At 62.9% G+C, this 12,845-nt stretch carries 14 protein-coding genes; 8 read left to right on the top strand and 6 right to left on the bottom strand.

The window, feature by feature from the left end; translation table 11 throughout:
- Window positions 1–3: 3 nt before the first annotated feature.
- The 4 genes from RPG13_RS04395 to ppa all read left to right on the top strand — a co-directional run bounded on the left by RPG13_RS04395 (window position 4) and on the right by ppa (window position 2,923).
- Window positions 4–891, top strand: coding sequence for a TPM domain-containing protein (locus tag RPG13_RS04395; protein ID WP_337124483.1), 888 nt, complete (start codon window positions 4–6; stop codon window positions 889–891).
- Window positions 892–899: 8 nt separating this feature from the next.
- Window positions 900–1,538, top strand: coding sequence for a TPM domain-containing protein (locus RPG13_RS04390; protein WP_126104451.1), 639 nt, complete (start codon window positions 900–902; stop codon window positions 1,536–1,538).
- 232 nt (window positions 1,539–1,770) lie between these two features.
- Window positions 1,771–2,277 (top strand): GNAT family N-acetyltransferase, encoded by a 507-nt coding sequence (locus RPG13_RS04385; protein WP_126104452.1) that lies wholly within the window; start codon window positions 1,771–1,773, stop codon window positions 2,275–2,277.
- 112 nt (window positions 2,278–2,389) lie between these two features.
- Window positions 2,390–2,923 carry an inorganic diphosphatase gene (gene ppa, locus RPG13_RS04380; protein WP_126104453.1) on the top strand — a complete coding sequence of 178 codons (534 nt, stop codon included), beginning with the start codon at window positions 2,390–2,392 and terminating at the stop codon, window positions 2,921–2,923.
- Window positions 2,924–3,164: 241 nt separating this feature from the next.
- Here the strand turns inward: ppa and RPG13_RS04375 are convergent, their stop codons facing one another.
- Complete coding sequence (locus RPG13_RS04375) at window positions 3,165–3,758, bottom strand: hypothetical protein (RefSeq protein WP_337124482.1); 594 nt, start codon at window positions 3,756–3,758, stop codon at window positions 3,165–3,167.
- A gap of 44 nt (window positions 3,759–3,802) precedes the next feature.
- Entirely contained in the window at window positions 3,803–4,408 is a 606-nt protein-coding gene (locus RPG13_RS04370; RefSeq protein ID WP_126104454.1) for a TetR/AcrR family transcriptional regulator, read from the bottom strand.
- An 82-nt stretch (window positions 4,409–4,490) separates the two neighbouring features.
- Between RPG13_RS04370 and RPG13_RS04365 the strand changes: the two genes are divergently transcribed.
- Together RPG13_RS04365 and RPG13_RS04360 are read left to right on the top strand one after the other, a co-directional pair.
- On the top strand, window positions 4,491–5,774 hold the full coding sequence (locus tag RPG13_RS04365) for an MFS transporter (RefSeq protein ID WP_126104455.1): 1,284 nt from the start codon (window positions 4,491–4,493) through the stop codon (window positions 5,772–5,774).
- Between the two features lie 275 nt (window positions 5,775–6,049).
- Window positions 6,050–7,624, top strand: coding sequence for an alkaline phosphatase D family protein (locus RPG13_RS04360; protein WP_127206484.1), 1,575 nt, complete (start codon window positions 6,050–6,052; stop codon window positions 7,622–7,624).
- 103 nt (window positions 7,625–7,727) lie between these two features.
- Here the strand turns inward: RPG13_RS04360 and RPG13_RS04355 are convergent, their stop codons facing one another.
- A complete protein-coding gene (locus tag RPG13_RS04355; protein ID WP_095487629.1) occupies window positions 7,728–8,009 on the bottom strand; it encodes a hypothetical protein in 282 nt (93 codons plus the stop codon).
- A 200-nt stretch (window positions 8,010–8,209) separates the two neighbouring features.
- On the opposite strand from RPG13_RS04355, the gene typA reads away from it, so the two are divergent.
- Entirely contained in the window at window positions 8,210–10,039 is a 1,830-nt protein-coding gene (typA, locus tag RPG13_RS04350; protein ID WP_127206483.1) for a translational GTPase TypA, read from the top strand.
- A 57-nt stretch (window positions 10,040–10,096) separates the two neighbouring features.
- On the opposite strand, the gene RPG13_RS04345 is transcribed toward typA, so the two are convergent.
- The gene (locus RPG13_RS04345) at window positions 10,097–10,723 is read right to left on the bottom strand and encodes a DUF1062 domain-containing protein (RefSeq protein ID WP_292222636.1); all 627 of its coding nucleotides are present in this window, start codon (window positions 10,721–10,723) and stop codon (window positions 10,097–10,099) included.
- A 395-nt stretch (window positions 10,724–11,118) separates the two neighbouring features.
- On the opposite strand from RPG13_RS04345, the gene RPG13_RS04340 reads away from it, so the two are divergent.
- Window positions 11,119–11,733, top strand: coding sequence for a LysE family translocator (locus tag RPG13_RS04340; RefSeq protein WP_095487623.1), 615 nt, complete (start codon window positions 11,119–11,121; stop codon window positions 11,731–11,733).
- A gap of 9 nt (window positions 11,734–11,742) precedes the next feature.
- Here RPG13_RS04340 and RPG13_RS04335 read toward each other — a convergent pair whose 3' ends face one another.
- Together RPG13_RS04335 and RPG13_RS04330 are read right to left on the bottom strand one after the other, a co-directional pair.
- Window positions 11,743–12,066: a YciI family protein gene (locus RPG13_RS04335; protein ID WP_095487621.1), complete on the bottom strand. Its 324-nt coding sequence runs from the start codon at window positions 12,064–12,066 to the stop codon at window positions 11,743–11,745.
- A 123-nt stretch (window positions 12,067–12,189) separates the two neighbouring features.
- Window positions 12,190–12,753, bottom strand: a complete 564-nt coding sequence (locus RPG13_RS04330) for a peroxidase-related enzyme (protein ID WP_095487619.1) — start codon at window positions 12,751–12,753, stop codon at window positions 12,190–12,192.
- Between the last annotated feature and the right edge of the window lie 92 nt (window positions 12,754–12,845).

Raw genomic sequence — 12,845 nt, 5'->3', positions numbered from 1 at the left:
GACATGACAAGACGCGCCATCCGTCCACCAGCTTCCGGCCGCTTCGCCGCGACGATCGGCGCTGCCCTGGTGGCCATGGCGGTGCTGCTGCTTGCCGGCTTTACCGCGCTTGCCGCCGAATTGCCTGCCCTGACCGGGCGGGTCGTCGACAATGCCGGGATCATCGATGCCGCGACGAAGGCGGCGCTGACCCGGAAGCTCGCGGATTTCGAGGCCAAGAGCTCGGACCAGATCGTCGTCGCGACGATCGATAGCCTCGACGGCGAGGAGATCGAGCCCTACGCCAACCGGCTGTTTCGCGCCTGGAAGCTCGGCCAGGCCGGCGAGGACAATGGCGTGCTTTTGCTGGTGGCGCCGAACGACCGCAAGATGCGCATCGAGGTCGGCTACGGGCTGGAAGGCACGCTGACCGACCTGCACACCAAGCTGATCATCGAAAACGACATGGTGCCGGCCTTCCGCGCCGGCGACTTCTCCGGCGGCATCAGTAAGGCCGTCGACGACATGGTCATGGTGCTGGAAGGCAATCCCGAAGAGCTGGAATCTCGCGGGATCCGCAATCCGGCCGACAACAGTTCCGTCGATCCCATCGTGGCGCTGTTCATCATCGTGTGGGCGACGCTGTTCTTAGGCGGCCTGGCGATGGCGGTCCTGCCGCCGATCTTCGGCACCAAGTTGTCGCCGGGCGTGTATAAATGGCTGGGCATGACGTTTCGCTATGGCCAAAGGTCAGGCTATGCGCGCACGGGCGGCGGCGTCTGGACAACGAGTACTTCGTCCGGCGGCGGCTGGTCATCGGGAAGTTCCGGTAGTGGCTGGTCGTCGGGTGGCGGCGGCTTTTCGGGCGGCGGCGGCTCGTCCGGCGGTGGCGGTTCTTCAGGAAGCTGGTGAGACACAACATGGCAACAAGACCGATCAGCCCCGAGGATCATGACCGCATCGCCAAAGCGATCCGCGCCGCCGAGACAAAGACCGACGGCGAAATCTACTGCGTCGTGGCCTATGCCAGCGACAGCTATTTCTTTCCGGCCGCGTTCATGGCGACGCTGGCCATGCTCGTCGTCAGCCTCGCCGTCAGTTACGGGCTGGAAGCGTGGTGGCTGTCGATCCGCTTGCCGCATTTCGTCATCGCACAGCTTCTGGCGCTGGCCTCGGTGCTTGGCCTGTTGTGGGCGCTGCCCGGCTTGCGCATCCATCTGGTGCCGAGGCGGCTGCGCTACCAGGCCGCGCACGCCAATGCGATAAAGCAGTTCCTCGCCCGCAACGTCCATCGCACCACGGCGCGCACCGGCGTGCTGGTCTTCGTCTCCATTGCCGAGCGCTACGCCGAGGTGGTCGCCGACAGCGGCATCGACAGCCGTGTCGGCCAAGACGTCTGGGACAGCGTCGTCCGCGACCTTACCGCGCATGCCGGCGACGATCGTCTCGCCGACGGCTTCATCAAGGCAATCGAAGCGACGGGCGCGGTGCTGGCCGAGCATTTCCCGGTTTCTTACGGCGACAGCAACGAGCTCGACGATCATCTGGTCGAAATCTGAGAGCCTGCCTGTAAACGCTACTCTGCCGGACGCCTGACGCAGTTTTCTGCGCTTCCGATGCTCACGGACCCAAATGTCCGCTGCGCTTCGGTTCTCGAAAACCACGCCATCCGCCTCGGCAGAGCGCATTTTCAGACAGGCTCGCGGGTCTTCCGATGGCCTGTGCGAAAGCGGGGGGAGCCGCTTACCGGACTCTTGCAATCGGGCGATGCGGGTTTATGGTTAACCAATCATGAATACGCTGAGCATCGATATCAGGAAAGCCGAGCCGCGCGACGCAAGCGCCATCGCCGACGTGCACCTGCTGGCCTGGCGCGGCGCCTATGCCGGCATCATCCCGCATCGCACGCTGACATCGATGATCAACCGCCGCGGCGCCGAGTGGTGGGCGAACGCCATCCGTCGTGCGGCCACCGTTCTGGTCGTCGAGATCGGCGGCAAGATCGCCGGCTATGCCACGATCGGCAAGAACCGCGCCCGCGAGCTCAAGCAGCAGGGCGAGATCTACGAACTTTACGTGCGCCCGGAATATCAGGGCATCGGGCTCGGCAGCCGGCTATTCTCAGCCGCACGGGCGCGACTGGCTGACCACGGGCTGAAAGGCATGGTGGTGTGGGCGCTGGAGGACAATCAGAACGCGCTCACCTTCTATGCCGGCGCCGGCGGCCGCGACGTCGCCGAGGGCGTCGAGGTCTTCGAGCAGAAGGCGCTGAAGAAGGTCGCCTTCATCTGGGAATGACGGTTCGACACTCCTCTCGCTAACACCCTCAGCTGTTTTCAGTACCATTCGCCGCATTGCACCATGCGCCCCCGCCCGCTATCGGTTTCCAATCGAAAGAGGGACAAAAGCCATGCGTATCGAAGCCATCGCCATCGGAAAGAACCCGCCGGAGGACGTCAACGTCATCATCGAGGTGCCGATCGGCGGCGAGCCGATCAAGTATGAGATGGACAAGGAGGCCGGCACGCTGTTCGTCGACCGCTTCCTGCATACCTCGATGCGCTATCCCGGCAATTACGGCTTCGTGCCGCACACGCTGTCGGGTGACGGCGACCCGATCGACGTGCTGGTCTGCAACACGCGCGCGCTGGTGCCAGGCTGCGTCATCAATGTGCGGCCGATCGGCGTGCTGGTGATGGAGGACAATTCCGGTCTGGACGAAAAGATCATCGCGGTGCCTTCGCCCAAGCTGACGCTGCGCTACGAGAACGTCACCGAATACACGCACCTACCCGACATCACCCGCCAGCAGGTGCAGCATTTCTTCGAGCACTACAAGGATCTCGAACCCGGCAAATGGGTCAAGATCGAGGGCTGGCACGATGCCGCCTACGCCAAGAAGATGATCGTCGAGGCGATCGAGCGGGCCAAGGCAAGCAAGTAGGCCCAGCGCTTTCAAAATTGCGAGACGTCGGCGGGACAGCGCCCCCTCTGCCCTACCGGGCATCTCCCCTACTTGGGGGGAGATTGGCAGCTTCGCCGCCCCGTCTCTCTTTCAGCGTTGGAATTGGCGAAAGCCAAGATGGTAGCCGATCTCCCTCCTTGTGGGGGAGATGTCCGGCAGGACAGAGGGGGCGTGAAGGATCGCCGAAGGGCGGCCATTGCTACGCTCTTCCTCACCCCCACTAATTGTCGACGCGGCCAAAAGCGGGCACGTCGCCGATCATCGCGCGCTTGTCCTTGCCGCAGGCAAAGGTCCGTGCCTTCTCGTCGGCGAGCTTGCGCGCCTCATCGTTGGCTGCGGGATTGCCGGTGGCCAGCACCAGTCCGACGGTGCAGCCCTCGTACTTCTCCGGCTGGGAGACCTTGGCGACGACCAGCACCTCGGTCGGTTTGTTCTCCCCCTCGGGATCGCTGATCGAGCGACGGTGGATGACCGCGAAGGGAATGGCGAGGTCGCCGTTCGTCTCGATGCGCCACTCGAGCTTTGGTCCAGCCGAATTAAGCCCGACAAAACTTTCCCAGACCGTGGTCATGTCGCTGGGCGGAAAACCATAGAACAGCGATTCCCGGGCGTCGTCGTAAGAGATCAGCACTGGGTAGCCGCGATAGCCCGAACAGACGAGACTGGCCCAGTCGCCATCGCCTTCCTCGGCCTGCGCATAAGTCACGCAGTCCTTCTTCGAGTCGAGATCGGTGTAGGCACTGGAAATGTCGCCGGCCTGGGCGGTCTGGCAGAGGCCGGCGAGGGCTAGCGAAATCATCAAAAGGGCTCGCATCGCAGGCAACTCCGTTTCGGGCTGCCGTAGCGTATCGTCAAACGCTATTTCTGCAAGCTCGCTTCGATCAGCAGGTCGGCGTTCCGGGCCACCGATTTTGCCGGTCCGCCGGCACCGAACAGCTGGCCGCTGATATAGGCGCCCTCGATCAGGAGCAGCAGCCCGTCGCCCAGCGTGTCGGCGTCGCCGGCACCCATTGCCGCCGCCATGGCGCGCAGGCGTCGTCGCAGTTCCTGCTTGTTGGCCTCGCTCACCACGCGGGCCGGATGGCCGTGCTCGGGATACTCGACCGCCGCATTGGTCATGCCGCAGCCGCGATAGTCTGGTCTTTGCGTGCGCTTGCCGATGCGGGTCAGGAATGCGGCGATCTGCGCGCGCGGATCGCCGGGATGGGCAGCCACTGCCTCGTCGAAGCGGGCCCAGAACTCGAGGTCGTATTGCCGGAGATAGGACGCGGCCAATTCGTCCTTGGAGGGAAAGCTGCGATAGAGGCTGGGCTTGGTGACGCCGGCACGCCGCACGATCTCGTCGACGCCGATCGCCCTGATGCCTTGCCGGTAGAATAGGTCGCGGGCAACGCGAAGGATTTTCTCGCCGGCGCGGGGCGGTGTCACTTCATCCGCTTTGATCGTTGGTTCAATGCTTTTCATCTAGGACGTGCCGTGGCCTGCTTGACAATGTTACCGATCGGTACGTATACCTCGGTGTAACTGCAACGTACCGGTCAGTAACATGATAGCTCAATCCCGCCCGTTTGGCCAGCGCTACGCTTTCGTCGTGGTTGCCGTCATTTTCCTTTGCCTGCTGATCGCGGCGGGCCTGCGGTCGGCGCCGGCCGTCATGATGCTGCCGCTGGAGGAGAGTTTCGGCTGGCGGCGCGATGTCGTCTCGCTCGCCGCGGCCATCGGCATCTTCCTCTACGGCCTGACCGGGCCGTTTGCCGCGGCACTGATGGAACGGGTCGGGCTGCGCCGCACGCTGCTGGCATCGCTGGTGGTGATGTCGGGCTCGACGGCGCTCAGCCTGTTGATGACCGAGCCGTGGCACCTGCTTCTCACCTGGGGCGTATTCTCCGGCGTCGGTTCGGGCGCGGTCGCCACGGTGCTTGGCGCCACCATCGTCAACCGCTGGTTCAAAACCAATCGCGGCCTGGTGATGGGACTGATGTCGGCCTCCGCCGCCACCGGCCTGCTGGTGTTCCTGCCACTGCTCGCCGCGCTCGCCCAGTCGGGCGGCTGGAAGCCGGTCGCCATCGCCATTGCGGTGGCCACCGCTTGCCTGGTGCCGCTGGTCTGGCTGCTGGTGCCGGAGCGTCCAGCTTCGATCGGCATGGTGCGCTACGGTGCTGACGCCGACGACGTGCCGCCGGTTCCACCGGCCTCGCAGGGCAATTTTCTCACGCACACGCTCAGCACGCTGCGCCGTGCCGCCGGCACTCGCGTGTTCTGGTATCTGTTCGCGACCTTCTTCATCTGCGGTTTCACCACCAATGGCCTGGTCGGCACGCACCTGATCGCGTTTTGCGGCGACATGGGCATCGGCCAAGTGCAAGCTGCCGGCCTGCTGTCGCTGATGGGCATCTTCGACCTGATCGGCACGACGCTGTCGGGCTGGCTCACCGACCGCTTCGACCCGCGCAAGCTGCTCGGCGTCTATTATGGCATTCGCGGCTTGTCGCTGATCTATCTGCCTTATTCCGGCTTCTCGTCGACCAGCCTGATCATTTTCGCCGTGCTCTATGGATTGGACTGGATCGCCACCGTGCCGCCGACGCTCAGGCTGTCGAACGAGGCGTTCGGTGATCGTAGTGGACCGATCGTCTTTGGTTGGATCGTCGCCGGCCATCAGGTGGGTGCGGCGACCGCCGCCTTCTTCGGCGGCACGATGCGCGAATTGCAGGGCAATTACGAGCTCGCCTTCCTCATCGCCGGCATGACGGCAATAGCCGCAGCCTGCATCTCGCTGTTGATCAACACCAGCCGTCCGGCCTTCAACCCGGAACCGCAGGCGGCTTGAGCTGCGACGGCCGAGCGCTAATCTCCCCCCTTGAGGGGGAGATGGCCGCGACGCGGCCAGAGGGGGTCGGTCCGACCGGGCTCGGCCCCTTATCGCAGACGCAGGAGGTTGGCGCTTCACGCGAGACGACCCCCTCTGTCGCCTTCGGCGACATCTCCCCCTCAAGGGGGGAGATCACCTGTCCATTGTTATCAAACCTTCATGGTTTCGAGATGTGCCTGAAACATTGACCCTGGACCTTGGCGGCGACGTTCAACGCCATCCAGGAGACAGCCATGAACAAAATTTCGATGACGCGGCGCGCTTTCGTCACGTCGGCGAGCGCCGTTGGCCTCATCGGCGCCTCGGGCCTCGCGCTGCCCTACTATTCCCGCGCCAATCAGCGGCCGGCCTTCACCCATGGTGTCCAGTCAGGCGACGTCGACGCCACCAGTGGCATGGTCTGGACGCGCACCGATCGCCCGTCGCGCGTCGTGTTTGAAGTCTCCTCGACGGAGAATTTCGCCAACGCCGTCCGCCTTGCGCCGCTCGATACGTCGCCGGCCAGCGATTACACGGTAAAACGGCTGCTCACCGACCTCGCCTCGGATCAGGATATATTCTACCGCATGACAGCGGCCGATCTCGCCGACATCAACGCCGTCTCCGAGCCGATCGTCGGCCGCTTCCGCACGGCGCCGGCCTCGAAGCGTGACATCCGGTTCGCCTGGTCGGGCGATACCGCCGGCCAGGGTTGGGGCATCGACGACACCGGCATGAAGACCTATGCCACGATCGGCAAGCACACGCCCGACTTCTTCCTGCATTCCGGCGACACCATCTACGCCGACGGCGCGATGAAGGACGAGGTCGACATTCCCGGTGGCGGCAAGTGGAAGAACACCGTCCTCATCGACGAAAAGCGCAAGGTTGCCGAGACGCTGGACGAGTACCGGGGCCAGTGGAAATACAATTTGATGGACGGACATGTGCTGGGGCTCAACGCCATCTGCCCGACCTTCTACCAGTGGGACGACCACGAGGTGGTGAACAACTGGTCGGATTCGAAGGACCTGAGCGCCGACGACCGCTACTCGGAAAAAAACATCCATGTGCTGGCGGCACGCGCGGCACGCGCCTTCCACGAGATGACGACGATCCGCTACGAGCCGTCGGAACCGGGCCGCGTCTATCGCAAGATCGCCTACGGGCCGCTGCTCGACGTGTTCTTCCTCGACATGCGTTCCTATCGCGGCGCCAATGGCCTTGGCATGCAGGATACGATGACCCCGCAATCGCGCATTCTCGGCGAACAGCAGACCAAATGGCTGAAGCGCGAACTGGCAAACTCCAACGCAACCTGGAAAATCATCGCCGCCGACATGCCGCTCGGTCTCGTCGTCTGGAACGACGCCACCAAGAAGGCCGGCGCCGAGGCCGTCAGCAATGGCGACAATGGCCCGGCCAAGGGCCGCGAGCTGGAAATTGCCGACCTCCTTCGCTACATAAAGAACGCTGGTATCAGCAACACCGTCTGGCTGACCGCCGACGTGCACTACACGGCGGCCCACTACTACAATCCAGACAAGGCGCAGTTCCAGGACTTCAATCCGTTCTGGGAGTTCGTCTCGGGTCCGCTCCATGCCGGCACGTATGGACCCAATGATTTCGACATGACCTTCGGCCCGGAGCTGAAATTCATCAAGGCGCCAACTGCCGAGCAGGGGCAGAACCTGCCACCGTCGGCCGGCCTGCAGTTCTTCGGCCTCGTCGATATCGACGGCGCCACTGAACAGATGACTGTGCGGCTTATGGACCGCGACGACAATGAACTCTACAAGGTCGCGCTCGATCCGGTGCGATCGGCGTGAGCCAAACCATGATCCCGAAAAAGTGGGAATCGGTTTTCGGAGAAGATCATGGTCAAACAAGAAGATAGAGCCCCATCCCGATTCTGTCGGGATGGATCAGGCTCTAGTCCGGATAGCAGACGGTTGGAATCTTAGGCCAGACCGCGCTGTCGCAGCCGGCATTTTCCTGTCTCTGCTTGAAGGCGGCGCTAACCGGCCCGGTCACTACCGGGTCGACGCCATCGGGCGCATCGGCAAACAACTGCTCCGCCGAACGCGTATCGGACGGCAGGGCAGGCGGCGTCTCCTTCAGCGTCGCGGCCGACTGCGCCGCGCCTGCCGCAAGCAGAACGGCGAGGGCTGCCCATGCAAGGATTGGCCGGTATCTGATGCCCGTATTGGTCATGAAATTTGAACTGTCCCGACCCTGAAAGGTTCCGCTTTGGTTAATAATTTCATTTCACACCAAGACGCTTAAGATTTGGTGACCATGTATTTGGTGGCACGCCTCCTCTTTCGCAATTGCGAAAAACCCTGTATGAGCCGCCCAACCGAAAGAGGCAGCGCCTTTTGGCCTGCTGCCTGCAACGCTCCCGAGACCACAACATGAAAATTCGTAATATCGCGATCATCGCGCACGTCGACCATGGAAAAACCACCCTCGTCGACCAGCTCCTGAAGCAGTCCGGCTCGTTCCGCGACAACCAGCGCGTCGCCGAACGCGCCATGGATTCGAACGATCTCGAAAAAGAACGCGGCATCACCATCCTGGCCAAGGCGACGTCGGTCGACTGGAAGGATACCCGCATCAACATCGTCGACACCCCCGGCCACGCCGATTTCGGCGGCGAGGTGGAGCGCATCCTGTCGATGGTGGATTCGGCCATCGTGCTGGTCGACGCCGCCGAAGGGCCGATGCCACAGACCAAATTCGTCGTCGGCAAGGCGCTCAAGGTCGGGTTGAAGCCGATCGTCGTCATCAACAAGATCGACCGGCCGGACGCCCGCCATGTCGAGGTGGTCAACGAAGTGTTCGACCTGTTTGCAGCGCTCGACGCGACCGACGAGCAACTCGACTTCCCGATCCTTTACGGTTCAGGCCGCGACGGCTGGGTCTCGGAAAACCCCGAAGGGCCGAAGGACCAGGGCCTCTCGCCGCTGTTCGACCTCGTCATCAAGCACGTGCCGGCGCCGACCGTTCATCCCGGCCCGTTCCGGATGATCGGCACCATCCTGGAGGCCAATCCGTTCCTCGGCCGCATCATCACCGGCCGCATCGAATCCGGCACGCTGAAATCCAACCAGGCGGTCAAGGTGCTGCACCATGACGGCACCCAGGTCGAAACCGGCCGCATCTCGAAGATCCTGGCTTTCCGCGGGCTCGAGCGCCAGCCGATCGACGAGGCGCAGGCGGGCGACATCGTCGCCATTGCCGGCCTGTCGAAAGGAACCGTCGCCGACACGTTCTGCGACCTGTCGGTGACCGAGCCGCTGCATGCGCAGCCGATCGATCCGCCGACCGTGACGATGTCGTTCCTCGTCAACGACAGCCCGTTGGCTGGCACCGAAGGCGACAAGGTGACCAGCCGCGTCATCCGCGACCGCCTGCTGCGCGAGGCCGAAGGCAATGTCGCGCTGAAGATCGAGGAATCGCCTGATAAGGATTCGTTCTTCGTCTCCGGGCGAGGCGAATTGCAGCTTGCCGTGCTGATCGAGACGATGCGCCGCGAAGGTTTTGAGATTGCCGTGTCGCGTCCGCGCGTCGTCATGCAGAAAGGCGACAATGGCGAATTGCTGGAGCCGGTCGAGGAAGTCGTTATCGACGTCGACGAGGAGCACGCCGGTGTCGTCGTGCAGAAGATGTCGGAGCGCAAGGCCGAGATGGTCGAGCTGCGCCCGTCAGGCGGCAACCGCCAGCGCATCGTCTTCCACGCGCCGACGCGCGGCCTGATCGGCTACCAGTCGGAGCTGTTGACCGACACGCGCGGCACCGCTGTCATGAACCGGCTGTTCCATGCCTACGAGCCCTACAAGGGCGAGCTGCCGGGCCGCACCAACGGCGTGCTGATCTCCAATGAACAGGGTGAATCGGTCGCCTATGCCATGTGGAACCTGGAAGACCGCGGCCCGATGGTCATCGATCCGGGCGTCAAAGTCTATCAGGGCATGATCATCGGCATCCATTCACGCGACAACGACCTCGAAGTGAACGTGCTGAAGGGCAAGAAGCTGACCAACATCCGCGCCGCCGGCAAGGACGAAGCGGTGAAACTGACGCCGCCGATCCGCATGACGCTGGAACGCGCGCTGGCCTGGATCCAGGACGACGAGCTGGTCGAGGTGACGCCGAAGACCATCCGCCTGCGCAAGCTCTACCTCGACCCGAACGAGCGCAAGCGTTTTGAGAAGTCGGCGAAAGTGGTCGGCGCGGCGTAAGCTTTTTTCTCCGGAAACAATTATCGAGGGAGGGAGCATTGCTCCCTCCCTTTTGCTTTACCCGCCGGCGGCCGAGATGATGGCGTCGCGGTCGGTTTCGCCGGCCAGATCGATGCGGATCGCCGTTCCCGCGCGTGCCGGCTTGCGCAAGGCTTTGGCCCCGTCCGGACCAACGACCAGCAATCGCTTCTCGTCCCAAGCCTGAAGCCGCGATCGCGAGATGCCGAGTTCACCGGCGAGCAACCGGTCGAGCCGCAGCGCTGTCGGCATCTCCAGCCCGAGCTGGAGTTCGAGAGCGGTGGTGTTTTCCGGCCTGTCGCCGAGCACCTCCTTATGAACGGCGGCTTCGGGAAACTCCTCGACTCGCCCGATCCTGCTTCGCAGTGCGACAATATCGAAGGCATGGCGACGCGCCAGGGCCGGGTCGTTGCTTTCGAGCGCCTGCAGCAGCACAGGCTCGATGTCGCGGCGGTTGCACCGCTCCAGAATGCCGAAATTCCAGGAATTGTCGCAATCGATGCATCGGTAGATCAGCCACGCATCGATGCGTTTGCCATTGGCATTGACGCGGAATTTCCCGCTGCTGTGGTACGCCTTGAAGGCGCCGCAGCGATTGCAGTTGATGTGAGGTCGAGGTGCGGTTTTGGGTGCGATCGCCCAGCGGATACGCAGTATCGAAGACATGCCGAAAAGCCCTTCCCGTCGGGAAGTTCGTCAGATCGGCGATGTCGAGATGCCCATGCGGGCACGGCGTGGCGAGAGACTGCGGTGGTCGAAATCAGGTGTCGCGGGTGATTGTGCGCGACAGCGGTTCAGCAGTGCCAAACCGGTCTCGAACCGCCACCCTGAGGAACACATGATATGAAACAGACGCCGCGAAAAGCGGCGCCATGCATTGTGTCGGGGGAGTTGACGAGACCGGCGGTTACGTAGGCAAAGTGAAGCTCAAAAATGTGTCGGGACGAAACTTCTAGCTGCGACGCGCCGGGTCGACAAGCCCCTTCTATTATCGATGCTACCGCCGCGGGGGCACTTGCGCTAATATCGAGCGATCAACGTCCCAAGCAAAGATCCCGGTCATGCACTTCACCTCGCTTCTGATCTTCGCCGCCGCCCTTTTCGTCGCCGCTGGCTCGCCCGGCCCCTCGATTGCCGCTCTGGTGGCGCGGGTCATCGCAAAGGGCTTTCGCGACGTGTTCCCGTTCCTGCTCGCCATGTGGATCGGTGAGGGCATCTGGCTGTCGCTGGCGGTGTTCGGACTGGCGGTGGTGGCGCAGACCTTCCATCTTGCCTTCGTCGTGCTGAAATGGGTCGGCGTCGCCTATCTCGCCTACCTCGCCTGGAAGATGTGGACTGCCCCGGTCGAGGCGCGTGAGGGCGAGATGCCGCGCGAGGAGTCGGCCATCAAACTGTTCTTTGCCGGGATGGCGGTGACACTCGGCAATCCCAAGATCATGATGTTCTATCTGGCGCTGCTGCCGACCATCATCGATCTCGCCTCGGTGACGGTCGTCGGCTGGGTCGAGCTGACGCTGACCATGGCCGTGGTTCTGGTCGCCATCGATCTCGCCTGGGTGCTGGCGGCAGCGCAGGCGCGAAAGCTGTTGAAGAGCAAGCGGGCGATGAAGATCGCCAACCGCGTCAGCGCTGGCACCATGGCCGGCGCTGCGGCGGCGATCGCGGCGCGGTCCTGAGCCGGCGCGTCAACTCATTTCGATGATCGGCGCGATCTCGACGCTGAAACCCGGGTCCGTCAGGATAGGACAATCCTTGGCTTTGGCGACGGCATCGTCGATGTCTTTCGCTTCGATGATTGTATAGCCGGCGGTCGGATTGCTGCCGCCATTGTTCTCGACCTTGCCGCCGGGCAGCACGGTCTTCGACATGCCGACCGGATTGCCGCCGTCGACAACGGCCGAGCCAAGCTTGCCGTACCAGCCGTTCCAGGCATCCATCGCTGCTTTCCGCTCGGCCTCGTCGGTCGGCATCTTGCCCGAGCCGTGATAGACGTAGAGAAACTTCGCCATGGTCTCCTCCCTTGATCGCGGCATCGAACCGGCATGCGGTCACGCCGCAGGAGCGATCATCGGACCAAACCGGCAAAGACGCAACGAGAATGCGCGATAGCTAATATACAGATGACTCGCACATCACCGCGCCATCGCGTGGTATTCATCGTTCGGCCGCATGTCGACTGCCGCTGCCACCCGGTTCGACATGTTGAAGAAGGCGGCGGTCGAGGCGATGTCCCAGATGTCGCGGTCGGAAAAGCCAGCTTCACGCAGCGCTGCCCGGTCGGCTTCGACGATCTTCGCCGGTTGCTCGGTCAGCTTCACCGCGAATTCGAGCATCGCCTTCTGTCTCGCGGAAAGATCGGCGGCGCGGAAATTCATCACCATCATCTCGCCGAAGGCCGGGTCCCCTGAAAGCTGGCGCACCGCCGCGCCATGGGCGGCGAGGCAATAATAGCAGTGGTTGATGGAGGAGACGGCCACCGCGATCATCTCGCGCTCCAGCTTCGACAGGCCGGATTGGCCCAGCATCAGCTCGTTGTACATATCGGTGAAGGCACGCAGCTTCGTCTCGTCGAAAGCGTAGGCCAAAAGCACATTGGGAACGAGGCCGAGCTTCTCCTCGCATTTGGCGAAATAGGCTTTTGTCGCTTCGCTCCGCTCCGCGGGTGCGAGATCGAGTGCAGTGATTTTGTCAGTCATGGCGGATTTTCTCCTTATTTTCGGTGACCCACCGGCGAATTCCGACATTTCGTCGCAAGCCGTCAAACCTTTGTCGCCAAGTACCGGTCATC

This window comes from Mesorhizobium sp. ISC15 (assembly GCF_037162615.1).
Taxonomy (GTDB): Bacteria; Pseudomonadota; Alphaproteobacteria; order Rhizobiales; family Rhizobiaceae; genus Mesorhizobium; species Mesorhizobium mediterraneum.
The sequence above is the reverse complement of the archived record's forward strand: the minus strand, read 5'-3'. Positions and strand labels throughout refer to the sequence as shown.

What these genes read in the sequence shown, in the direction of transcription:
- RPG13_RS04395 (WP_337124483.1), top strand. Translation starts at nt 4, where the DNA reads ATGACAAGACGCGCCATCCGTCCACCAGCTTCCGGCCGCTTCGCCGCG.
- RPG13_RS04390 (WP_126104451.1), top strand. Translation starts at nt 900, where the DNA reads ATGGCAACAAGACCGATCAGCCCCGAGGATCATGACCGCATCGCCAAA.
- RPG13_RS04385 (WP_126104452.1), top strand. Translation starts at nt 1,771, where the DNA reads ATGAATACGCTGAGCATCGATATCAGGAAAGCCGAGCCGCGCGACGCA.
- ppa (WP_126104453.1), top strand. Translation starts at nt 2,390, where the DNA reads ATGCGTATCGAAGCCATCGCCATCGGAAAGAACCCGCCGGAGGACGTC.
- RPG13_RS04375 (WP_337124482.1), bottom strand. Translation starts at nt 3,758, where the DNA reads ATGCGAGCCCTTTTGATGATTTCGCTAGCCCTCGCCGGCCTCTGCCAG.
- RPG13_RS04370 (WP_126104454.1), bottom strand. Translation starts at nt 4,408, where the DNA reads ATGAAAAGCATTGAACCAACGATCAAAGCGGATGAAGTGACACCGCCC.
- RPG13_RS04365 (WP_126104455.1), top strand. Translation starts at nt 4,491, where the DNA reads ATGATAGCTCAATCCCGCCCGTTTGGCCAGCGCTACGCTTTCGTCGTG.
- RPG13_RS04360 (WP_127206484.1), top strand. Translation starts at nt 6,050, where the DNA reads ATGAACAAAATTTCGATGACGCGGCGCGCTTTCGTCACGTCGGCGAGC.
- RPG13_RS04355 (WP_095487629.1), bottom strand. Translation starts at nt 8,009, where the DNA reads ATGACCAATACGGGCATCAGATACCGGCCAATCCTTGCATGGGCAGCC.
- typA (WP_127206483.1), top strand. Translation starts at nt 8,210, where the DNA reads ATGAAAATTCGTAATATCGCGATCATCGCGCACGTCGACCATGGAAAA.
- RPG13_RS04345 (WP_292222636.1), bottom strand. Translation starts at nt 10,723, where the DNA reads ATGTCTTCGATACTGCGTATCCGCTGGGCGATCGCACCCAAAACCGCA.
- RPG13_RS04340 (WP_095487623.1), top strand. Translation starts at nt 11,119, where the DNA reads ATGCACTTCACCTCGCTTCTGATCTTCGCCGCCGCCCTTTTCGTCGCC.
- RPG13_RS04335 (WP_095487621.1), bottom strand. Translation starts at nt 12,066, where the DNA reads ATGGCGAAGTTTCTCTACGTCTATCACGGCTCGGGCAAGATGCCGACC.
- RPG13_RS04330 (WP_095487619.1), bottom strand. Translation starts at nt 12,753, where the DNA reads ATGACTGACAAAATCACTGCACTCGATCTCGCACCCGCGGAGCGGAGC.